The organism is Pseudoxanthomonas sp. P4_B2 (genome assembly GCF_056402315.1).
Genome location: NZ_JBFUHQ010000003.1, coordinates 279,696 through 301,102 on the forward strand (window position 1 = coordinate 279,696; position 21,407 = coordinate 301,102).

Genomic DNA, 21,407 nt, shown 5'->3' on the forward strand with positions numbered 1-21,407 from the left:
CTTACGGCACGCCTGCTTACGACACGACCCTGCGGCCGGCGCCGCAGGCTTCGAAGATGTTCTCCCAGAACTGATTCCATGCGCTGATGCTGCGTTCGTAGCCTTGGGCCAACTCCGGCAGCACGCTGGGATCCTGCTGCAGATAGTCGTCGATGGCTTGGCGCGTGAGTTCGCCGTGCACGAGGTCCACCTCGCCGGTATGGATGGTCCAGAACTCCCAGTCGATGCGGTCCGCGTGTTCGCGCAGGTACGGATGCACGCGCAAGTGTTCGAACATCACCGACAGATAGGTCTGGCATAGGCATTCGCCGCCCATTCCGCGCAGGCCCACGCCGAACGCCGGACCGCGGCGGCGCAACTCCCCGGTCAACGCGCTCAAGATGGCCGCATTGGCGGGCACGCAGCGCTCCCGCTGCTCCGGCTGCACGCCGATGCTGGTCAGGAAACGGTCGTAGATGGCCGGATGCGCTTTTGATGCATCGCCGTCGCCGAGTTCCTCGGCCAGTATCTGGCTCAACAGGCTGCGTAAACCACCGAACGGCAGCTTGGCCAACAGCAGCGCGAGGTCGCTGATGTAATGGATGGTGAAGAAGCGGTACTGCGTGCAGAACAAACGCAATGCCTCGACGGACAGGTGCGGCAGCGCTTTCATCTTCTGGTCGGCCAGCGCCTCGGTCGCTTCCTTGGCGCTGTCGGCGAACTGCCAGAACGATTGCCGATCCCACGCGCGTTGTCGCAACGCCATGGCGGGAACGAAGGGGGTTGCGGGCGCGTTTTGGCTTTTTTGCAATGACATGCGGTCCACCCGGAAGAAGGCCGTGGCGCATGCAACGCCACGAAGCGGCGGGGGCAAGCAAATTTCGCCGGGAGCATACTCCCCGACTTCGCCGGCGCACTTCACTCCGCATTCACGGAGGTGACTTAAGGTCGTGCGATATCGCGGCGAATGCGCAGGCGGGAACACCAAACCGATGGATGCGTCACGCTCTGGCGTGCCTCTGCTCTGGACCGGCGGCTGGGATTCGACCTTCCGGCTGTTGCAATTGCTGTTGATCCATAAGGTCCCTGTCGCTCCCCTTTATCTGCTGGACTCGACACGGGCGTCGACGCAGATCGAACTGCGCACGATGGCCCGCATCGGCGATCGCCTGGGCGACGCCTATCCGCACACGCGCAAATTGCTGCAACCGCTGCGCACCGCGGCGGTGGCCGACATCGCGAAGGATGCGGAGATAAACGCAGCGCTGCGGGAAATTCGCAAGCGCGTCTACATCGGTAGCCAGTACGCCTGGTTGCCGGCGTACTGCAAACACAATGCGATCGACGACATCGAACTGGGCGTGCATATCGACGACAAGGTGCAGGCGCTGGTGCGCCCGTTCGCCGAGGTGTTCGATCATCCCGGCGGTTACCGGAGCATCCGCGTGGATTCCAGGCATGCCGACACCCCCGAGTACAGATTGTTTCGCTACTTCAGCTTTCCGCTGTTCGGGATAGACAAGGTAGGGATCGACCGCCAGGCGGAAGCCGAAGGCTGGAGCGAGTTCATGGACATGACCTGGTTTTGCCACACGCCGGTGCATGGCAAACCCTGCGGCCTCTGCCCACCCTGCGTGTACACCATCGAAGAAGGACTGGCGCGCAGAGTGCCGGCTTCGCGGCGTGTGTTGTCTTTCTTCTACCGGCGCCTGGCTTTGCCCATGAAAGGGCCGCTGAGGCGAATGCGCGCTACTCACGCGCCATAAAAAAAGCCCCGCGATGCGGGGCTTTTTTTGCCAAGGAGCACGGATGGATCGCGCCAAGAGCACCCCTCCCCAGCCCTCCCCTGCTACGCAAGGGAGGGGGCAAAAAAATCAGGCGAACGGATCCTGCAACACCATGGTGTGGTCGCGGTCCGGTCCCGTGCTGACGATGGATAGCGGGCAGCCGGCCAGTTCTTCCAGCGCGCGCAGGTAGGCGCGGGCGGCGGCGGGCAGTTTGTCCCACTCGGTGACGCCATGGGTGTTCTCTTCCCAACCCGGGAATTCCAGATACACCGGCGTGCACTCTTCCCAACCCTGCGCATCCAGCGGCGCATATTCGGTGCGCTTGCCGTGGTACTCGTAGGCGATGCAGATGTTCAACTTCTCCATGCCGTCCAGCACGTCCAACTTGGTGATGCACAGGCCGCTGATGCCGTTGATCGCCACCGCACGCTTCAACGCCACGATGTCGATCCAGCCGCAACGGCGCGGACGGCCGGTGGTGGCGCCGAACTCCTGGCCCTTGGCGCGGATCAGCTCGCCGGTTTCGTCGTTCAACTCGGTCGGGAACGGACCGCCGCCCACGCGCGTGGCGTAGGCCTTGCAGATGCCCAGCACGTAATCGATGGCATCGGCGCCCACGCCGGTGCCGGCCAGCGCGCCGCCGACCGTCGTATTGCTGGAAGTGACGTAGGGATAGGTGCCGTGGTCGATGTCGAGCAGCGAACCCTGCGCGCCTTCGAACATCACCCGCTTACCCTGCTTGCGCAGGTCGTGGAGGATGCCGGCCACGTCGGACTTCATCGGCTGCACGTATTCGCCGAAGGCCAGGGCTTCGTCCAACGTCTGCTGGAAATCCACCGGATCGGTGTTGAGGTATTTGGTGAGCACGAAGTTGTGGTAATCCAGCGCCACGCGCAGCAGTTCGGCCAACTGCTGCGGATAATGCAGATCGGCGATGCGGATGCCGCGGCGCGCCACCTTGTCTTCGTAAGCCGGACCGATGCCGCGGCCGGTGGTGCCGATGGCCTTGCCGCCGGCCTTGAGTTCGCGGGCCTGATCCAAGGCGATGTGGTACGGCATGATCAGCGGCGCGGCCGGCGAGATCTTCAGGCGCGAACGCACTTCCACGCCGTTTGCTTCCAGCTCGCCGATCTCCTTCATCAGCGCCGCCGGCGAAATGACCACGCCGTTGCCGATCAGGCACAGCGCATCGGAGCGTAGGATGCCGGAGGGAATCAGGTGCAGCACGGTCTTCTTGCCGTTGATGACCAGGGTGTGGCCGGCGTTGTGGCCGCCCTGGAAGCGCACCACCGCGCCGATTTCCTCGGTGAGCAGATCGACGATCTTGCCCTTGCCTTCATCGCCCCACTGGGCACCGAGAACGACGACTGACTGACCCATGATGCTCGACTCCGAATTTTGTATGGTCTAGACGCAGAAAAAGCCGGAGGGGAGAAGAGTCCCCATCCGGCTTTTGTGCATTATCCGGGTTTTAGGGGGCGGGGGCTACCCTGCTCTCCCTCCCAATGCCGATTGAACCCCTCTCCCGCTTCGCGGGAGAGGGTGGCCGGAGGCCGGGTGAGGGCTCGGCTTTTGATTTTGAGAGCGGGAAGCAAGATCAAAAGCCGCCCCCATCCGCCCTTCGGGCACCTTCCCCCGCAAGCGGGGGAAGGGTTAAATCAGCGATCGCTCTTCATGTACTGCAAAAACGGATCGTCCTTGTCCAGGACGATGACGCTCTGGCCGTCGGCGAAGGAGGTGCGGTAGGCCTCCAGGCTGCGCTGGAACGCGTAGAACGAGGGATCGCGGTTGGCGGCCTCGGCGTAGATACGGGCGGCTTCGGCGTCGCCCTCGCCTTTCAACTTCTGCGAATCGCGTTCGGCTTCGGCCACTAGCACGGTCTGGTCGCGGTCGGCCGAGGCGCGGATGGTGCGGGCCTGCTCTTCACCCTCGGCGCGCAGCTTGCTGGCCACCTGCATGCGCTGGGCGCGCATGCGCTCGTAGACCTGCTTGATCACTTCGCTGTCGGTGGGCAGGTCGATCTGCTTCAGACGGATGTCGGTGATGTGCATGCCCAGCGTGGCGGCGCCTTCGTTGATGGCGGTGAGCTGCTTGACCACGATGTCGTTACGGTCACCGGACACCAGCTGCTGCAGTGTGCGCGAGTTGATCTCGTTGCGCAGCGAGTCGGTGATGATGGGCGCCAGACGCTCGTTGGCGGTCTTCTCTTCGCCGCCGGTGGCGCGGTAGAAGGCGCGCACGTCGGAGATGTAGCCCACGGCGAAGAAGTCGACGCTGACGTCCTTGCGTTCCAGGGTCAGGTAGCGCTCCGGCGCGGTTTCCAAAATCTGGAAGCGGCGGTCGAACACGCGCGCGGTTTCCACCAACGGTACCTTGAAGTGCAGACCCGGCTTGATGTCGGCGCGGGCCACCCGGCCCAGGTTCAACACCAGCGCGGTCTGGTCCTCGCGGACGATATAGACCGAGCCGAGCAAGCTAAACAGGATCACGGCCGCGATGGCGGCGTAGAAGGAAGTTTTCATCGTTCGACCTCCTCACGGCCGGTGGGTCGCGCGGGGCGTTCGTTCGAGTTGGAAGGCACGGTGCTGCGCACGGGCGGCATCAGCACGTCGCTGGGCAACACGGCGGGCGCGGGCGCGGCCGGCGCGCCGTTTTGCGCGGGCATCGGCACGTAGATCAGCTGCTTGCCGTCGCCGCCGACAACCTTGCGGTTCTGCGCCAGCACGTGCTGCACGGTTTCCAGCCACAGGCGCTTGCGGGTGACATCGGGCGCGGACTTGTACTGTTCCTGCAACAGGCTGAAGCGGGCGGCGTCGCCGGTGGCGCGGGCCACGGCAGCGGTCTTATAACCGTCGGCGGTGGTGCGCAGGCGAGCAGCTTCGCCGCGGGCTTCGGGCACGACCTTGGCGGCGTAGGCCTGGGCCTGGTTGACCAGGCTTTCGCGGACTTGCTGGGCGCTGTTGACCTCGTCGAAGGCCGGCTGCACTTCGGTGGGCGGACGCGCGTCGGGCAGGTTGAGTTCGGTCACGACCAGACCGGTGCGGTAGGCATCGAGCGAGTGCTGCAGGCGTTCCCTGGCCGAACTGCCCAGCGGACCGCGTACGCCGAGGACGGTGTCCAGGTCGGAACGGCCGACCTGTTCGCGCACGGCGCTCTGCGCGGCCTGCTTGAGCACTTCGTCGGCGTTGCGCGAGCCGAACAGGTACAGGCGCGGATCGCTGATGCGGTACTGCACGTTGAGCGAGACGGTAACGATGTTCTCGTCCTTGGTCAGCACCGGCACGGTGTTGCTGAAGGTCTTGATTTCGGTGGCGTTGACCTTGGTGACCCTTTCGATCGGCCAGGGCCATTTGAAGTTGGGGCCGGGCTGCATGATGCGGGCGAACTGGCCGAAGCGCAGGACCACGCCGCGCTGCTGTTCGCCGATCAGCTGAAAGCTGCTGAAGACGATCAGCAGGGCCAGGCCGATGGCCACCCAACGCAACGGATTGCCGCCGCTACCGTCGAACAGGCCGCGCAGGCGGTCCAGCAGGCCGTTCAGATCGTTGCCGCCGCCCTTGTTGCCTTTCGGCTTCCAAGGATTGGGCCTGGGCTTTTCGCCGTCGCCGTTCGATCCGTTGCCGCTGCTACCGGGGGTGTTCCAGGCCATGCCTACTCCACGTTTGATGATGAGCGCAGGCCGGGGCCGTTGCGGTTCCGATTCTACTAGATAGGGCCTTGCATCCCGGCAGACAAGCGTAGGGCGGGTCTTGACCCGCCATTGCCATGCTTCCGGTCGACGCGAGATTGGATCGAAGCCAACCGTCGCATCACTTTTTGCCACCTCGATTGAGGGCGTCGCTGGTGGAGACAGGGCAATGGCGGGTCAAGACCCGCCCTACGCCATCCATTCCTCTGGCAGCACTTCAGGCAGCAGCGCTTCCAGTGGCGCGCCGCCGGCCTGCACCGCCAGGCGCTGGGCGTCGGCGAGCGAGAGGTCGACTTGCAGATGCCAGCCGTCCTCGTCGTGGGTCTCGCCACGCACCGCGCCCAGGGCATGCAGGCGCGAACGCAGGCGTTCGGAATGCGCGGCCGGCAGATGCAAAGGGCCCTGCACACGCACTAGCGACAAACGCTGGGCCAGCGTTTCTTCCAGCAGGTCCAGGCCCAGTTCGTCGCGGGCGGATAGCCAGACGCGTTCGCGGCCTTCGTTGGGCTGGTCGTGGCGCGGCTGCGCGCCTTCGATGCGGTCGATCTTGTTGTAGACCAGCACCTGCGGAATGTCGCCGGCGCCGATGTCCTGCAGCACCGAATCGACTTGGGCGATGCGGTCTTCGCGCAGCGGATCGGCGGCGTCGATGACATGCAGCAGCAGATCGGCCTCGCGTGCCTCGGACAGGGTGGAACGGAACGCGGCGACCAGTTCGTGCGGCAGATCGCGCACGAAGCCGACTGTGTCCGAGAGCATGATCGCGCCGCCGCGCAGGTTCACCCGGCGCACGGTGGGATCCAGGGTGGCGAACAGCTTGTCGGCCGCGTAGGCGTCCGAGCCGGTCATGGCGTTGAACAGAGTCGACTTGCCGGCGTTGGTGTAGCCGACCAGGGCGACGCGCGGCATCTCGCTGCGCACGCGGGCGCGGCGCATCTGGGTCTGCTGCACTTCCACTTTTTCCAGGCGCTTCTGCAGTTGGTCGACGCGTTTCTGCAGCAGGCGGCGGTCGGTTTCCAGCTGGGTTTCGCCGGGACCGCGCAGGCCGATGGAACCGCCGCGCTGGCGTTCCAAGTGGGTCCAGCCGCGGACTAGGCGCGTGGCCATGTGTTGCAGCTGGGCCAATTCCACCTGCAGCTTGCCTTCGAAGCTGCGCGCGCGCTGGGCGAAGATGTCCAGGATCAGCCCGGTGCGGTCCAGCACCCGGCGCTCAAGGAATTTCTCCAGATTGCGCTCCTGGCCCGGCGACAGGGAATGGTTGACCAGGATCAAGTCGGCGCCGGTGGCATCGGCCGCGGTCCTCACCTCATCCAGCTTGCCGCTGCCGATATAGGTCGACGGACTGGGCTTATCCACGCGCGCGGTGATCACCGCGGCGATGGACGCCCCGGCGGAACGGGCGAGGTCGGCGAATTCCTCTTGCGCCCCGTCATCGGGCGAACTCCCCCCGGAACCCGAGCGCATGGGCTGTATCAACAGGGCGTGCTCGCCCTTTCTGGATCTTTCGAACATGGGACAAGTGTGGGGGCAGAGGGGCGGATTACAAAGGGCGAGGCCGCTTTTGCTTCAGATTCGGCTCTTACGCGCTTTTCGAGCCCCGTGAGCGGCGGCAGGCGGGCCGGGACAAACCCGAAGGGCAGCGCACAGGGATGTGCGCCGTTTCCGGAGGCGCAGAGCCTGCCCCGTACTTGATACGGGGATGCGCCTTACGGAAATTCCCGGCGCGCATGCGGACCCCACGGCTCCATCGTGGGGCGCGGCGTTAGGGTGTGTTTCTTTGGTTACTTTCTTTGCACAAGCAAAGAAAGTGACTCGCGCAAAGCACGAAACGCTTTTTGCTTGGGATTCAAAAGCAAGATCAAGATGGATCCCAGCTTGCGCTGGGATGACGTCGGGTATTTGGAGGACGTCGGGAAGGATCAGATCGCTACAGAAAACAAGCGCCCTACTCGTTCTCGTCCCCGCCTTCCTCGCTACCGTCCTCATTGCCCTGCACATACCCACCCCCCGGCCCCACCCGCACATTGCGCGCCGGCACCACCGTGGAAATGGCGTGCTTATAGACCATCTGGCTGACCGTATTGCGCAGCAATACGACGAACTGATCGAACGACTCGATCGTGCCCTGCAGCTTGATGCCGTTGACCAGGTAGACCGAAACCGGCACCCGCTCACGACGCAACGCATTCAGGAAAGGATCCTGCAAGGATTGCCCCTTGGACATTTCTAACTCCCGCCTATTTCAATAGGTGTTGTTTTTATTGGTCCGGAACGGCGCAAGGCTCCCCTGCCGTGGCCCGGTGACCCGATGTTACACAACATCGGGCGCTTGACCAGCTACCCAGTGCCCAGATTCGGGGGCAGGAACAGGGCCAGAGCCGCTTCCAGGCCCTGGCGATCGGCCAGTGGATCGAACCAACGCGCGTCTTGCTGGCCGCGCAGCCAGGTGAGCTGGCGCTTGGCCAGCTGGCGAGTGGCGAAGATGGCGCGGTCGCGGAATTCGGCTTCCGAGAGGGTTCCATCCAAGTATTCCCAGGCTTGCCGATAGCCGACGGCACGGATCGCCGGAAGGTCCAGCGGCTTGTCGATCGCCTGCAACTGCGGCAGATCGCGCAAACGATGCACCTCCTGCAAGAAGCCGGCCTGGAGCATCGCGTCGAACCGCAACTCGATGCGTTGATGAAGCAGCGCACGGTCGCGCGGCGAAAGCACCAGTTTGAGCACTCGAAACGGCAGGCGCTCGCGCACGGACGTCGCCTGCCATTCGCTGATGGGCTTGCCGCTGAGACGGAACACTTCCAGCGCGCGCTGGATACGTTGCGGATCGGTGGCTTTGATCTTCGCCGCAGCACGTGGGTCGATCCCGGCCAACTCGGCGTGCAGCGCCGGCCAGCCTTTGTCCGCGGCTTCGCTGGCGATGATCGCGCGGACCGCTGGATCGGCTTCCGGCATGGGGGCCAGTCCTTCCAGCAGTGCCTGGAAATACAGTCCGGTGCCGCCGGCGAGGATCGGGATTTTGCCGCGTGCGGCGATAGCGGCCAGCGCGGCGCGCGCATCGGTCGCGAATTCTGCCGCCGAATAAGGCTGCCACGGTTCGCGCACATCGATCAGATGATGCGGCACGGCCGCGAGCATGGCCGCATCCGGTTTGGCCGCGCCGATGTCCAGGCCGCGATAGACCAGCGCCGAGTCGACGCTGACGATTTCCCCGCCGAGGCGTTGCGCCCATTCCATCGCCAATGCGGTCTTACCCGAGGCGGTGGGACCCATCAGGGCGAGAGCGATCGGCCGGCGATCGGCCGCCATCAATCGTCGTCCGGCCAGCGGATCGTCGGCGCCTGGGTTTTGCCGCGCGGCATGGGCACGGCCGCGACTGCATTCCAGACCTTCAATGCATCCACGGTGGCGGCCACGTCGTGCACGCGCAGGATCAGGGCGCCGCGCTGTGCGGCGATGAGGTGGGCGGCCACCGAAGCGGCGACGCGATCCCGCGCAGCGTCGCGACCGGTGAGTTCGCCGAGAGTGCGTTTGCGAGACAAGCCGGCGAGCACGGGCACGCCCAGCTCGACGAAACGTTCCAGCTGCGCAAGCAGCGATAGGTTGTGCTGGGTGTTCTTGCCGAAGCCGAAACCCGGATCGACGATGAGGTTCTTCTTGGCAATGCCCGACATTTCGGCGGCGAAGATGCGCTCGGTCAGGAAACGATGTACGTCGCCGACCACGTCGTCGTAGTCGGGGGCCTGCTGCAGGGAATGCGGCTCGCCCAGCATGTGCATCAGTACGACCGGCACGCCGAGCGCGGCGGCCGTCTCCAACGCGCCTTCGCGGCGCAATGCGTAGACATCGTTGATCATGCCCGCGCCCGCCGCGACCGCGGCGCGCATCACTTCCGGCTTGGAAGTATCGATGCTGATCGGCAGCGAGGTCCGCTTCGCCAATTGCTCGATCACCGGAATCACGCGACGGAGTTCTTCTTCGACGGAAACCTGCTTCGCACCCGGGCGTGTGGACTCGCCGCCGATATCGAGCAGGTCGGCGCCCTCCTCCGCCAGTTTCAACGCGTGCGCCACCGCGGTTTCCAAGGTGTCGTGCGCGCCGCCGTCGGAGAAGGAATCCGGAGTGACGTTGACGATGCCCATCACTTGCGGGCGATCGAGCTTGAGAATGCGGCCAGCGCAGTCGAGTTGGGGGGTGATGTCGAACATGGGAATGCGGGCCTTAAAAGACGGTAGTGTAGGTCGGGGCTACGCCCCCGACACGCTTGATGGGACCAGCGTATCCGGACGCGCAGTCCCGGCCTGTTAACTTCCCTTTTTCCCCGACACTGCGCCCATTGCAATGCCCAAGGCCAGGCCGATGCCGATGCCTATGGCCAGATTGCCCATCGCCATGCCGATCGCCACGCCCATGGCGATACCGATGGCGATGCCCGCGCCAGCGCGCGCATTGGGTCCAGAAGGACTGGGGTTGAGATCATTCATTAGCGGCTCGTTGCATGCGAACAAAAAGGCCAGAGCGAACTCTGGCCTTTCCGGTGAAGCATGACAAGAGGCTTTGGGCAGACCGGGGCTGCGCGCTGACGTGCTCTCAAATTGCCCCCTGCATTTAAAGTTTTTCGATCACGTGGAACAGATACGCTTTTCGCTCTTCGTTGAATCGGAGCAGACACCTGAAGAAGACTTGCCTGGCACCGGAAGCCGCAGCGCCGGCATAGCCGACTTCGAAACTGCACTGGCGTTCGCTGAATTTCTTGAACCGCCTGGCCGCATCGCGCATCGAGGAAGCCGCTTGTTCGTGGTGCGCGCCAGTGATCGTGCCGTCTTGTTCTCTTTTTCCCGATTGCGCCACGATCCGGTCCTCCAGACGGCGGATCTCCAGGTTGCTTTCGTAGTAGAGGCGTTGCAGGCAATCCGTCGATCCGGCACCGGAGTTGGCCGCAATGCATTCTTCGGCGTCGGCGATGTAATCCTGGCAAAAAGCGAGAGTGGGGATGGCTAGAAGCAACAGCGGCACGAATCGAACCAGGCGCATGCGGATGCATCGTTGGGAAAGCCGCATTCTATCCGGCCGATCCGCATGCCGACTTCTGGCGCTTCTCCCCCTTTCCCCCTTGCGCGAAGAAACTGACGAAACGAATTCCCCTCCACTCAAGCAGCATCGGATGGCGGCAAAGAGCCCACAAAAAAAGGCCAGGTGAACCCTGGCCTTTTTCGGCGAGCATCGACGACCCGGCCGGTCGGATCAGGTCTGCGCGGCCGGCCCGCCGATCGGCGGCAACGGCATCACTTCGCCCTTGTCGGTCTTGGTCCAGCCGGCTGGCGGCGGCGGCTCGCGGCCTTCCATGATGGCGTCGATCTGCGGCACGTCGATGGTCTCGTACATCATCAAGGTCTCGGCCATCGCGTGCAGCTTGTCGATGTTCTCGGTCAGGATCTTGGTGGTGCGCGCATACGCCTTGTCGAGGATCGTGCGCACCACTTCGTCGATCTTGCGCGCGGTGTCGTCGGAGACGTTCTTGTGCTGCGAAACCGACCGGCCCAGGAACACTTCCTCTTCCTCTTCCGCATAGGTGATCGGGCCGAGCTCTTCGGACAGGCCCCACTTGGTGACCATGTTGCGGGCCATCTTGGTGGCGCGCTCGATATCGTTGGACGCGCCGGTGGTGACCTTGTCGGCGCCGAAGATCAGCTCTTCAGCCACGCGACCACCGTACAGCGTAGCCAAACGGCTCTCGATGCCAGTGCGGTTGATGCTGTACTTGTCGCCTTCCGGCAGGTACACGGTCACGCCCAGCGCACGGTCGCGCGGGATGATGGTGACCTTGTAGACCGGGTCGTGTTCCGGCACCAGGCGGCCGACGATGGCGTGACCGGACTCGTGGTAGGCGGTATTGCGCTTTTCTTCCTCGCTCATGGCCAGCGAGCGGCGCTCGGTGCCCATGATGATCTTGTCGCGGGCGCGGTCGAAATGCTCCATGCGCACTTCCTTGCCGCTCTCGCGCGCGGCGAACAGCGCCGCCTCGTTGCAGAGATTGGCGAGATCCGCACCGGAGAAACCGGGCGTGCCGCGGGCGATGACCATCGGCACCACGTCGTCGGCCAGCGGCAGCTTGCGCATATGCACCCGCAAGATCTGTTCGCGACCCTTCACGTCGGGCAGGCCGACCACGACCTGGCGGTCGAAACGGCCCGGACGCAGCAACGCGGGATCGAGCACGTCGGGACGGTTGGTCGCCGCGATCACGATCACGCCTTCGCCGCCTTCGAAACCGTCCATCTCCACCAGCAACTGGTTGAGGGTCTGCTCGCGTTCATCGTGACCGCCGCCCAGACCGGCGCCGCGATGGCGGCCGACAGCGTCGATTTCATCGATGAAGATGATGCACGGGGCGTGCTTCTTGGCCTGGTCGAACATGTCGCGTACGCGGCTGGCACCGACGCCAACGAACATCTCGACGAAGTCCGAACCGGAGATGCTGAAGAACGGCACCTTGGCTTCGCCAGCGATGGCCTTGGCCAGCAGCGTCTTGCCGGTGCCGGGCTGGCCGACCATCAGCACGCCGCGCGGAATCTTGCCGCCGAGTTTCTGGAACTTGCCGGGGTCGCGCAGGAACTCTACGAGTTCGCTGACTTCTTCCTTGGCCTCGTCGCAACCGGCCACGTCGGCGAAAGTCACCTTGATCTGGTCGTCGCCCTGCAGCTTGGCCCGCGACTTGCCGAAGGACATCGCGCCCTTGGCCCCGCCACCGCCGCCCTGCATCTGCCGCATCATGAAGATCCAGAAGCCGATAATCAGCAGCACCGGCAGGAAGGTCATCAGGATGGAACCCAGGGACAGGCCGCTGGCCGGCTTCTCGCGGGTGATGGCGACGTTCTTCTTCACCAGCATGCTAACCAGGTAGTCGTCCTGGGGGCCGTAGACCGTGCCGGGAGTGCCGTCGGTGCGCTTGTACTGGATCGCGTTGGTGACCAGGTTGCTGTCGTTGGTGAAATTCACCGACGCCACCGAACCGTTGTCCACTTCCTGCAGGAACTGCGAATAAGTAGTCTCGGCGCCGGCGGCGTTGCCCAGCTTCGGCGAAAAACTCTGGAACACCACCATCAGTACGACGGCGACGACTACCCACAGCAGCAGATTCTTGCTCAAGCCGTTCATCCTCATTGACTCCGGTGTTTCCTATAACTCGATTGGAAGACTACAACGAACCACGTCATTTCATGTGCAGAAGCTTGCCCTGCCCCAGCGCATAGACTTCCGGGGAGCGCTTGCGCGAGGCATCCGGCTTGCGGATGACCACTTTCTCGTAACGCCGCCTCAATTCGCGCACGTAGTCATCGAAACCCGTGCCCTGGAACAGCTTGATCAGGAAAGCACCGCCGGGCTTCAAATGGCCGTCGGCGAAATCCATCGCCAGCTCGGCCAGATGCATCATGCGCGGCTGGTCGACCGCGTCCACACCACTCTTATTGGGGGCCATATCCGACAGCACAAGGTCCACGGGATGGCCGTTCAACATCGCTTCCAACTGCGATAGGACGTCATCCTCCCTGAAATCCCCATGAAGGAAGTCCACCCCGGCCAGGCTGGGCATCTCCAGGATGTCCATCGCCACCACCCGGCCGCTGTCGCCCAGCGCCTTGCGCACGAACTGCGACCAGCCGCCCGGGGCCGCGCCCAGATCGACCACCACCATGCCCGGCTTGAGCAGGCGATCGCGCTCGATCAGCTCTTCCAGCTTGTAGGCCGCACGCGAACGCAGACCCTCGGCCTGCGCCTTCTTCACATAAGGGTCGGCGAAGTGCTCTTTGAGCCAGCGTTGGCTGCTTTTGCTGCGGGTGGCCATGGGCGCGTCAGTCCCCCGGCCCGCGCGCAGGCGGCTGGAGAGAGGGGTTCGGTGGGGCGGCCATGATACCCTGAACCCCCTTGAGACCCCGTACCGCAGCGCATGTCCACAGCTTTGACCTCCAGCCAGTCGCGCTTCCTGCGTGGCCAGGCCCATGACCTGAAAGCCCTGCTGCAGATCGGCGCCAAAGGACTTACCCCGGCCTTCCTCGCCGAACTGGATGCGGTGCTGGAACAGCACGAACTGGTCAAGGTGAAGATCGGCGCCGAAGACCGCGAAGCGCGGGATGCCATGATCGGGGAACTCGTGGAGAAATCCGGATCCGCCCTGGTGCAACGCATCGGCCATGTGGCGGTGCTGTACCGACCGAGCAAGGATCACCGCCAGATCGTGCTGCCCCGGAAATAAACGCGGAACCGGGAATCCTGAGCCGTTTCACCATTCCCTGCGACCTGCCGCTGCCATGCAACTGAACCACGAGCTCCCCGACTATACCTACGCCCTGCGCGCGGCCGACGGCCACAGCGCCAAAGTCAACGATCGAGTGCTGGAAGCCAGCTTCATCCTGGCGCCGAACGAGTTGCTGGAGGGCTGGGCCGTCCGCGAAAGCTCGGCCCTGATGCCGGAAGACCTCGCCTCCCTGCTGGCCATGAACCCGGAATTGATACTGTTGGGCACTGGCGAGCGCCAGGTGTTTCCCTCGGCAGCGGTGATGGCGGCCTGCCTGACCCGCGGCATCGGAATCGAAGTGATGACCAATGCCGCCGCCGCACGCACGTTCAATGTGCTGGCCGGCGAAGGCCGGCGCGTAGTGGCGGGATTCCTGTTGGCGCCGTGATCCCGGCCGCAGGCTTGCGGGCGGCGACCGCGGTCGCGAAGAAAGCGGCCGTGTTCGTTTCCCTGGCAGCGCTGCTGGCGGCCGTGCTGTTGGCGGCATGCGCACCCGCCGCGTCGAAAGACCGCTTCGAGGACTGGAGCGCAACCCCCGCAGCGGCAGGCGTCGCGGAATATCGGCAATACCTCCAACGCCAAGGCCTGGGCGACGTGGCGCCGATGCCTGCGCTATTGCGAAGCGCGCGGAGCTGGCGCGAATGTAATGCTGGGGAATTCGCTTTGCCGCCGCGTGCGCTGTGGCCGAATATTCTGCCCACGCTGCGCGTGTTGCGTCGGTTGCAGGCAGCCGGACTGGTCGATGGCCGCAAGGTCGCTTCCGGTTATCGCGAGGTGACGCTCAACCGCTGCGCCGGTGGCAGCGCGCGCAGCCGCCATCTATCGAACAACGCCCTGGATTTCGACCTCCTGGAGTCGCCGGACAACGTCGAGCGGCTATGCGATTTCTGGCGTAGCAAAGGGCCGGCGTTGAAGCTGGGGCTCGGCTTCTACGCGGATACCAGGATCCATCTGGACACCTCCGGCTTCCGCACTTGGGGCAGCGATCACACTTGGCGGACGTCGTTGTGCAGTCCGCGTGCGCCAGCGTCGTAGCGCCGGTCGAACGACTGGATTTGCCCTACAGCCACGGGCTCAACGCTTCGGCAGGTACTGCAATGGATCCACTGGCTTGCCGTTGTAGCGGATCTCGAAATGCAGCATGTCGCGCGAGGCGCCGCTGCGGCCCATCTCCGCGATCTGCTGTCCGGCCTTTACATTCTGGCCCTCATTGACCAAGCGCTTGCGGTTGTGGCCGTAGGCGGACAGCCACGATTCGCTGTGCTTGATGATGATCAATTCGCCGTAACCCACTAGGCCGCCGCCCGAGTACACCACCACGCCGTCGCTGGCCGCGCGCACTGCCTGGCCATTGGCGCCAGCGATGTCGACCCCCTGCTTGGTGGCGTCGCCGCTAGTGAAGCGTCCGATGACTACGCCTTCGGCCGGCCAACGCCAATTGAAGCCGCTGCTGGCCGGTCCCGGCGCCGGCTTGGCCGGGACGGGCGGCTTGGGAACGGCAGGCGCGGGCCGGACGACGGTGGTTGCCGGACGCGTGTCGCCCGCGGTCTTGCCGCCACTGGGCGGATAGAGCCGGAGGCTCTGCCCTGGATAGATCGTATAGGGCGAACTGATGTTGTTCCAGGCGGCGAGATCCCGGTAGTCGATGTCGTTGCGGAAGGCGACCCCGAACAGCGTATCGCCGCGCTGCACGCGCAGGGTCGCACCGTATTTGGGTTTGGAGACGATGCGCTGCGAGGGGTAGGACGACGGAGAGGTTTCGCGCACGACACTGCTGCTGCATGCCGCCAGCAAGACGACCGCGGCCATCGTGGCTATTGTCTTATGCGTAATCCATCCGCTTCTGTTGGTCATTTTCTGATCGTCATTCCGTGGTTGTTCCGCGTCATCCGCCGTTCGCTTTCCACACCAACCAGCCGATCAACGCCACCAGCAGCGCGGTGGAGACCCAGCCTATCGGTTCGATCCAGCGATGCAGCGCCGCCTCGGCGCGCGCGCCTCCTAGCTTGATCGCACCTGCCACCAGATAGAGGCGCTTGCCGCGACCCACCAACATGCTGGCAAGGAACGGTAACAGCGGCACACCGACAATGCCTGAGGCCCAGGTGAATATCTTCAACGGGATCGGCGTGAATCCGGCGAACACCAGCAACCAGAATGCTTTCCATGGCGACTCCGCCACGACTTGTCGCAGATGCGTCACCTGCTCGTTTATTCCGGCGCTCCAACCCAGCCATTCGATCACCGGTTTCAGCGCTTCGAACGCGAAATGACCCAACGCGTATCCGACCACCGCGCCGGCCAGCGAACCGATCAGGCTCAAGGTGGCGAACCAAAGCGCGCGTTTCGGTTGCGCCAGCGACATCGGCGCGAGCATGACTTCCGGCGGAACCGGAAAGATGATGGCTTCGACGAAACTCAATCCAGCCAGCATCCTGGGCGCATGCCGGTGTTGCGCCCACTGGATGGCGCGGGCGTACAGCGGTCCGAATATTTTCATGGGTCAGTCCAACGTGCCGGACAGCAACGGAACGAACACCACCGGCGCCAACACCTCTTCGTCTACACCGCCGTCTTCGCGCTTGGTCAGCTTGATCAGCGATTGCGACGAAGCGCCGCCCACCGGCGCGACCAGGCGCGCGCCGACCGCCAATTGATCGACCAGCGCATTCACCAGCGCGGGCGCGGCGGCGGTGACGATGATCGCATCGTAGGGCGCATGCTCGGCCCAGCCGATGCGTCCGTCGTCATGCTTGCTGCGCACGTTCATACCCAACTGGCGCAGACGCTTGCGCGCCTGCCGCAGCAGGTCGCCGATGCGTTCGACCGTGTACACCTCCAGCCCCAGCGCCGCCAAAATAGCGGCCTGGTAACCGGAACCGGTGCCGATCTCCAGCACTTTTTTCGGTGCCGCGTTCTGCAGCAACGCCTCGGTCATGCGCGCCACCACCCACGGCTGGGAAATGGTCTGGCTGTGGCCGATGGGCAAAGCGGTGTCTTCATAGGCACGGGTCGCCAACGCTTCATCGACGAACAGATGACGCGGCACCGTACGCACCGCGTTGAGCACGTTCTCGTCGCGAATGCCCGCTTCGCGCAAGCGCTCCACCAGACGGTCCCGAACGCGCTGAGAAGTCATGCCCTGCCCTACGGCCTCCCGCAAACGTGGCGTCACGCCGATGCCTCCAGCGAAGCGCTCAGGCCACCGACCCAACTGGCGACTTTTTCCAGCGCCTGGAAGCGCGTCAAATCGACATGGATCGGCGTGATGGAAATAAAGCCGGTGCGTACGGCGTGAAAATCGGTGCCGGCGCCAGCGTCCTGCTCCGGCCCGGCCGGCCCGATCCAGTACACCGTACCGCCACGCGGATCGGGCTGCGGCAGACAGGCCTCGGAACGGTGGCGATTGCCCAGCCGGGTCACTTCGAAGCCGGCGATTTGATCCCACGGCAGATCGGGCACGTTGACGTTGAGGATGGTGTCGGCCGGTAGCGGATCGGAATTCAGCCGCGCCACGATCTCCACTGCGGCTCGCGCCGCAGTCGCGAAATTATTGGCCTTGTGATCGGTGGTGACCAGCGACACCGCCACTGCGGGCAGTCCGAGAAAACGTCCTTCCATCGCCGCCGACACGGTTCCCGAATAGATCACGTCATCGCCCAGGTTGGCGGCGTTGTTGATGCCGGACACGACGATATCGGGTTCGATGTCCAGCATTCCCGTCAGCGCGAGATGCACGCAATCGGTAGGCGTGCCGGCGACGCGCCAGGTCTGCTCATCCAGCTTCTTGATGCGGATGGGCAGATCCAGGGTCAGCGAATTGCTGGCGCCCGAGCGGTCGCGGTCTGGCGCCACCACCAGGACTTCATGGCCCGCGGCGCGCAGGCCCTCCGCAAGGATTCGGATGCCGGGGGCGTCTACGCCGTCGTCGTTACTTACCAGTACGCGCATGGGGTTCCTCAGGTACGGGCCCATGATACCGCACGCCCTTGCGCGACGCCCCGATGCCGTTAACCTGCGACTATGCCGATGCCACCCGACGACGACGATGCCGCACTGTTCCGCGAAGCGATAGGACCCGTCAAGCCCTTGCCTGAATCATCGCCGGCTCCCAGCAAACCCAAACCCAGGGCCATCGCACGCATGGCCGAACGCGACGAGCAGGATGCGCGCAGCGAATTCCAGCGTGGGCTTGACGATCTTTCCGCATTGGCAGCGGGCGACACCCTGAGTTACCGGCGCGATTCGGTGCCGCCGGCGGTCTTCCAACGATTAAAGCGGGGACGTTTCTCGGCGCAGGACGAACTGGATCTGCACGGCGCCACCCTGCTGCAGGCCGAATCGATGTTAAGGCATTTCTTTGCCGAAGCTCATGCCCACGATTTCGGCTGCGTGCGCATCATTCACGGCAAGGGGCAGCGCGACGATGGCGGAATGCCGGTATTGAAAAACCTGGTCGACCGCGTGCTGAGGCAACGCGCCGACATACTCGCGTTCCACTCCGCGCCGGCCGCGCAAGGCGGTACCGGCGCCGTGGTGGTGTTGCTGGCCAGACGTTAATTCTCTTGCCGTGGCCGCACTACTCGACGACTGCCACCGCGGGTACTTTTTTCGTAGGCGGATGAACCCACATCACCTTTGCCCCACGCTGTTTGGCGACATGCTCGACGATCGCCACATACCTGTCGTCCGTCACGGTGGACCCCGGTGCCGGCGGTGCGGGGCGGTACGCTGTCTGCGTACTTGCGCAACCCACCAGCAACAGAATTCCGAGCGATAAGGCCGAGATTCTCAAAAGAGTCTTCATGACACCCTCCGATTCGAAAAGTCAGAACTCCATGGCGGCCGGCGAATACTCCGAAAATAAAACTCCGGACGTCAACTCGGCTTATACGCTGCGCCTGCCTGCGTTCCAGTACCTACCAAGGCTTTCCGACGAACGGCATCAATTCCGCGTTGCATCGGTGACTTCGCCGAGTTCTTGGAGCAAGGCGGTGGCATAGCTGCCGGGCGGCAGCGAGAACGACAGCAACAGCGCGGCCTCTTCCTGCCATGTCCAGGTCAGCCCTTCGGCGACCAGACGCAGGGCACGACGCTCCTGTTTTAACCCCGCATCCTGCAGACCTTTGCGCAAGACGAGCGCATCGTCGCCGTCCAAGGCCGATAGCTCGACCTCGGCGCACCGCGCCGCGCTGCGAAGTTCTCCAGCGCCCCACAAAGGCCCGCTGGGGTGGATATCGAAACGCGTTAGGCGGTCGGCCAATATCTCGTCCCAAGGTTCCGGTCCGAATACGCTGCGGCTGCCCGACAGGATCCAAACCTCGCCTTCCAGTCCCGTGTCCCAACTGGCGTCGCGTACGCGCGCGGCCAGTACGCGATTGAATAGCTCCGAGCGCGCTGCCGAAAGCAGGATCGAACGCTGGTCATGGCGCACGCGACGGCCCGCGAACATGGACAGCGCCGATTCCACGTTGTCGCCGCCTCGGCCGAACCGCTGTTCGCCGAACCAGTTGGGCAAGCCGCGGGCCGCGATCTGCCGCAAGCGCGCTTCGATGGCCGCGCGTTCGCCTGCCACTTCGCGCAGGACCAGCACAAAGCGATTTCCGGCCAGCGCACCTCGCGGCAATTTGCGGTTATGCCAAGTAGAGGACAGCACATCCATATCTTCGGATTGCAGGCCCTTCGTGTCCGGCGCGATGCGCTTGGGCAGATGCACGCTGAATCGCTGGCGCGTTACCGCGTGCCTGTCCTTCATTCCTGCATAGCCGACAGCCATTTCCGGCAACCCGGCCCAGTCGGCCAGGCGTTTGGCTACTGCGGCGGTATTGAGCCCGCGTTTTTCGATGGTCAGCAACAAATGCTCGCCTTCTCCGCTGGGCTCGAACCCCGCGACTTCCTCGACGAAGAAATCCTCTGCGATGGTGCGGATGCGGGCGCTGAGCACCGCTGCGCCGAAGGCGCTGGGTAGCGGCTGGGTCACCTGGCCTTGACCAAAAGCACTACCGCCTGGGCGGCAACGCCCTCGCCACGGCCGGTGAAACCGAGTTTCTCGCTGGTCGTGGCTTTGACGCTGACCGCGTCGGCATCGATGCCGAGATCGGCGGCGATCAGCAAACGCATCGCTTCCGCATGCGGACCGACTTTGGGGCGTTCGCAGATCACGGTGATGTCGGCATTGCCCACGCGCCAATCGCCGTTCCCGCTGATCAGCGCGTTGCAATGGCGAAGGAAGGAACGGCTGTCGGCATCTTTCCATTGCGGATCGGACGGCGGGAAATGCCTGCCGATATCGCCGAGCGCCAATGCGCCCAGCATCGCGTCGCACAGCGCATGGATCACCACGTCGCCGTCGCTATGCGCTTGGACACCTTGGTCGTGCGGTACACGGACACCGCCTAGCATGAGGTGGTCGCCAACGCCGAAGGCGTGGACATCTATGCCCTGGCCGACGCGAATATTGAAAGTGTTGTGCATGCGGTGCGTCCCGATTCCATTGATGGCTATTGCCGTCATTCCCGCGAAGGCGGGAATCCGGTGACTTGTAGCTCAGCGTCGCTTATCTCGCAAAAAACCAAAGGCGCTGGCTTCCCGCCTTCGCGGGAATGACGGGCAGGAATCGCCTCACGCCTCACGCCTCGAAAGTATGAACTCGAAACGCGAAAGATCGGCCGGCGTGGTGATCTTGAAATTGTCCTCGCTGCCTTCGATCAGTAACGGCCGCAAACCCTGCAGCTCCATCGCCATCGATTCGTCGGTGACTTCGACGCCCGCCTTGTCGGCCTCTTCCAGCGCGCGCGTCAGTTGCAGACGGCGGAACAGCTGCGGAGTCAGTGCACGCCACAGTCGTTGCCGTGGCTCGGTGCCGTCGATGCCGCCATCGTCGCCGGCGCGTTTCAGCGTGTCGCGTACTGGTGCGGCCAGGATCGCGCCCACCGGATCGTTGCGGCCACGCTCAAGCAGTTGCTGCAGATCCTCCTGACCCAGGTTCGGCCGCGCCGCATCATGCACGAGCACGAAGTCGTCGGCCCTGACCTCGGCCGGCAGCGCTTTGAGCGCAGCGAGCACCGACCCGGCACGGCTGGTACCACCGACACAAGTCAGGATCGGCTTGCCGCTGAAGCTATCCCAGCCCAGCCAGTCGGCGTCGTTCTCCGACAGCGCCACCACGGCGCCTTCCACCACTGGATGCGCGAACAGGGCTGCAAGGGCGTAGGCGATCAACGGCTGTCCGCCGACACTCAGATACTGCTTGGGGGTTTCACTGCCGAAACGAGTGCCACGACCGGCGGCGGGGACGACGACCCAGATACCGGGCATCAGCGGCTTTGCTCTACTGGCGGAGCAGCGGTTTCTTCGGTGACCGGCGCGGGCGCAGAGGGCGATTCCACCACGCGGTAGAACTTCTCGCCCGGCTTGATCATGCCCAATTCGCTGCGCGCGCGCTCTTCCACCGCTTCTTCACCCGATTTGAGATCCTCTACTTCGGCCGCCAGGGCGTTGTTGCGTTCTTGCAAGCCCTGGTTGTCGCGCCGCTGGTGGGCCACTTGGTTCTGCAGGCCGGTGACCTCACCCCAGCTGCCTTCGCCGAACCACAAGCGGTACTGCAGCCATCCGAATAGCAGCGCCAGGATCAGCAGTGGCCAGCCGAGGCGCCGCATCG

General features: G+C 64.1%; 26 protein-coding genes. 5 read left to right on the forward strand and 21 right to left on the reverse strand.

The window, feature by feature from the left end:
• Positions 1-16: 16 nt before the first annotated feature.
• Positions 17-796: an iron-containing redox enzyme family protein gene (locus AC1DTQ_RS10110; protein WP_477849444.1), complete on the reverse strand. Its 780-nt coding sequence runs from the start codon at positions 794-796 to the stop codon at positions 17-19.
• A 175-nt stretch (positions 797-971) separates the two neighbouring features.
• Here AC1DTQ_RS10110 and AC1DTQ_RS10115 point away from each other — a divergent pair, with 175 nt between their 5' ends.
• A complete protein-coding gene (locus tag AC1DTQ_RS10115; protein ID WP_477849445.1) occupies positions 972-1,745 on the forward strand; it encodes a hypothetical protein in 774 nt (257 codons plus the stop codon).
• Positions 1,746-1,853: 108 nt separating this feature from the next.
• On the opposite strand, the gene AC1DTQ_RS10120 is transcribed toward AC1DTQ_RS10115, so the two are convergent.
• From AC1DTQ_RS10120 to rlmE, 11 genes are all read right to left on the reverse strand, one after another.
• Positions 1,854-3,146: an adenylosuccinate synthase gene (locus AC1DTQ_RS10120; RefSeq protein ID WP_477849446.1), complete on the reverse strand. Its 1,293-nt coding sequence runs from the start codon at positions 3,144-3,146 to the stop codon at positions 1,854-1,856.
• A 278-nt stretch (positions 3,147-3,424) separates the two neighbouring features.
• The gene (gene hflC / locus AC1DTQ_RS10125) at positions 3,425-4,288 is read right to left on the reverse strand and encodes a protease modulator HflC (protein WP_477849447.1); all 864 of its coding nucleotides are present in this window, start codon (positions 4,286-4,288) and stop codon (positions 3,425-3,427) included.
• On the reverse strand, positions 4,285-5,415 hold the full coding sequence (hflK, locus tag AC1DTQ_RS10130) for an FtsH protease activity modulator HflK (RefSeq protein ID WP_477849448.1): 1,131 nt from the start codon (positions 5,413-5,415) through the stop codon (positions 4,285-4,287). The genes hflC and hflK overlap by 4 nt, the downstream gene beginning before the upstream one ends.
• A 228-nt stretch (positions 5,416-5,643) precedes the next feature.
• The gene (gene hflX, locus AC1DTQ_RS10135; RefSeq protein WP_477849449.1) at positions 5,644-6,966 is read right to left on the reverse strand and encodes a ribosome rescue GTPase HflX; all 1,323 of its coding nucleotides are present in this window, start codon (positions 6,964-6,966) and stop codon (positions 5,644-5,646) included.
• 433 nt (positions 6,967-7,399) lie between these two features.
• Entirely contained in the window at positions 7,400-7,678 is a 279-nt protein-coding gene (gene hfq / locus AC1DTQ_RS10140; protein ID WP_310094408.1) for an RNA chaperone Hfq, read from the reverse strand.
• Between the two features lie 113 nt (positions 7,679-7,791).
• Entirely contained in the window at positions 7,792-8,760 is a 969-nt protein-coding gene (gene miaA / locus AC1DTQ_RS10145) for a tRNA (adenosine(37)-N6)-dimethylallyltransferase MiaA (RefSeq protein ID WP_477849450.1), read from the reverse strand.
• Complete coding sequence (gene folP / locus AC1DTQ_RS10150) at positions 8,760-9,659, reverse strand: dihydropteroate synthase (protein WP_477849451.1); 900 nt, start codon at positions 9,657-9,659, stop codon at positions 8,760-8,762. The genes miaA and folP overlap by 1 nt, the downstream gene beginning before the upstream one ends.
• A 96-nt stretch (positions 9,660-9,755) precedes the next feature.
• On the reverse strand, positions 9,756-9,935 hold the full coding sequence (locus tag AC1DTQ_RS10155; protein ID WP_477849452.1) for a glycine zipper domain-containing protein: 180 nt from the start codon (positions 9,933-9,935) through the stop codon (positions 9,756-9,758).
• Between the two features lie 124 nt (positions 9,936-10,059).
• Positions 10,060-10,485 carry a lysozyme inhibitor LprI family protein gene (locus AC1DTQ_RS10160; protein ID WP_477849453.1) on the reverse strand — a complete coding sequence of 142 codons (426 nt, stop codon included), beginning with the start codon at positions 10,483-10,485 and terminating at the stop codon, positions 10,060-10,062.
• Positions 10,486-10,695: 210 nt separating this feature from the next.
• The gene (gene ftsH, locus AC1DTQ_RS10165; protein WP_477849454.1) at positions 10,696-12,609 is read right to left on the reverse strand and encodes an ATP-dependent zinc metalloprotease FtsH; all 1,914 of its coding nucleotides are present in this window, start codon (positions 12,607-12,609) and stop codon (positions 10,696-10,698) included.
• Between the two features lie 55 nt (positions 12,610-12,664).
• Entirely contained in the window at positions 12,665-13,297 is a 633-nt protein-coding gene (rlmE, locus tag AC1DTQ_RS10170) for a 23S rRNA (uridine(2552)-2'-O)-methyltransferase RlmE (protein ID WP_477849456.1), read from the reverse strand.
• Positions 13,298-13,399: 102 nt separating this feature from the next.
• On the opposite strand from rlmE, the gene yhbY reads away from it, so the two are divergent.
• From yhbY to AC1DTQ_RS10185, 3 genes are read left to right on the forward strand one after another with little or no spacing between them, the layout of a single operon-like run.
• Positions 13,400-13,705: a ribosome assembly RNA-binding protein YhbY gene (gene yhbY / locus AC1DTQ_RS10175; RefSeq protein ID WP_477849457.1), complete on the forward strand. Its 306-nt coding sequence runs from the start codon at positions 13,400-13,402 to the stop codon at positions 13,703-13,705.
• 55 nt (positions 13,706-13,760) lie between these two features.
• A complete protein-coding gene (locus AC1DTQ_RS10180; protein WP_477849458.1) occupies positions 13,761-14,135 on the forward strand; it encodes an Mth938-like domain-containing protein in 375 nt (124 codons plus the stop codon).
• Positions 14,132-14,782: a D-Ala-D-Ala carboxypeptidase family metallohydrolase gene (locus AC1DTQ_RS10185; protein WP_477849459.1), complete on the forward strand. Its 651-nt coding sequence runs from the start codon at positions 14,132-14,134 to the stop codon at positions 14,780-14,782. Before AC1DTQ_RS10180 ends, AC1DTQ_RS10185 begins: the two co-directional genes overlap by 4 nt.
• A 39-nt stretch (positions 14,783-14,821) precedes the next feature.
• Here the strand turns inward: AC1DTQ_RS10185 and AC1DTQ_RS10190 are convergent, their stop codons facing one another.
• From AC1DTQ_RS10190 to surE, 4 genes are read right to left on the reverse strand one after another with little or no spacing between them, the layout of a single operon-like run.
• A complete protein-coding gene (locus AC1DTQ_RS10190) occupies positions 14,822-15,601 on the reverse strand; it encodes a peptidoglycan DD-metalloendopeptidase family protein (protein ID WP_477849460.1) in 780 nt (259 codons plus the stop codon).
• 31 nt (positions 15,602-15,632) lie between these two features.
• A complete protein-coding gene (locus AC1DTQ_RS10195; RefSeq protein WP_477849462.1) occupies positions 15,633-16,247 on the reverse strand; it encodes a YqaA family protein in 615 nt (204 codons plus the stop codon).
• Between the two features lie 3 nt (positions 16,248-16,250).
• A complete protein-coding gene (locus AC1DTQ_RS10200) occupies positions 16,251-16,922 on the reverse strand; it encodes a protein-L-isoaspartate(D-aspartate) O-methyltransferase (protein WP_477849463.1) in 672 nt (223 codons plus the stop codon).
• Positions 16,919-17,698, reverse strand: a complete 780-nt coding sequence (gene surE, locus AC1DTQ_RS10205) for a 5'/3'-nucleotidase SurE (RefSeq protein WP_310094439.1) — start codon at positions 17,696-17,698, stop codon at positions 16,919-16,921. Before surE ends, AC1DTQ_RS10200 begins: the two co-directional genes overlap by 4 nt.
• A gap of 72 nt (positions 17,699-17,770) precedes the next feature.
• On the opposite strand from surE, the gene AC1DTQ_RS10210 reads away from it, so the two are divergent.
• Positions 17,771-18,307 carry a Smr/MutS family protein gene (locus AC1DTQ_RS10210; protein ID WP_477849464.1) on the forward strand — a complete coding sequence of 179 codons (537 nt, stop codon included), beginning with the start codon at positions 17,771-17,773 and terminating at the stop codon, positions 18,305-18,307.
• 19 nt (positions 18,308-18,326) lie between these two features.
• Here the strand turns inward: AC1DTQ_RS10210 and AC1DTQ_RS10215 are convergent, their stop codons facing one another.
• The 5 genes from AC1DTQ_RS10215 to ftsB all read right to left on the reverse strand — a co-directional run bounded on the left by AC1DTQ_RS10215 (position 18,327) and on the right by ftsB (position 21,405).
• The gene (locus AC1DTQ_RS10215; protein ID WP_477849466.1) at positions 18,327-18,554 is read right to left on the reverse strand and encodes a hypothetical protein; all 228 of its coding nucleotides are present in this window, start codon (positions 18,552-18,554) and stop codon (positions 18,327-18,329) included.
• A gap of 138 nt (positions 18,555-18,692) precedes the next feature.
• A complete protein-coding gene (gene truD / locus AC1DTQ_RS10220) occupies positions 18,693-19,727 on the reverse strand; it encodes a tRNA pseudouridine(13) synthase TruD (RefSeq protein ID WP_477849468.1) in 1,035 nt (344 codons plus the stop codon).
• Entirely contained in the window at positions 19,724-20,221 is a 498-nt protein-coding gene (ispF, locus tag AC1DTQ_RS10225) for a 2-C-methyl-D-erythritol 2,4-cyclodiphosphate synthase (protein ID WP_477849469.1), read from the reverse strand. The genes truD and ispF overlap by 4 nt, the downstream gene beginning before the upstream one ends.
• Positions 20,222-20,368: 147 nt before the next feature.
• Positions 20,369-21,067 (reverse strand): 2-C-methyl-D-erythritol 4-phosphate cytidylyltransferase, encoded by a 699-nt coding sequence (gene ispD / locus AC1DTQ_RS10230; RefSeq protein ID WP_477849683.1) that lies wholly within the window; start codon positions 21,065-21,067, stop codon positions 20,369-20,371.
• Positions 21,064-21,405 (reverse strand): cell division protein FtsB, encoded by a 342-nt coding sequence (gene ftsB / locus AC1DTQ_RS10235; protein WP_477849470.1) that lies wholly within the window; start codon positions 21,403-21,405, stop codon positions 21,064-21,066. The genes ispD and ftsB overlap by 4 nt, the downstream gene beginning before the upstream one ends.
• Positions 21,406-21,407 lie beyond the last annotated feature (2 nt).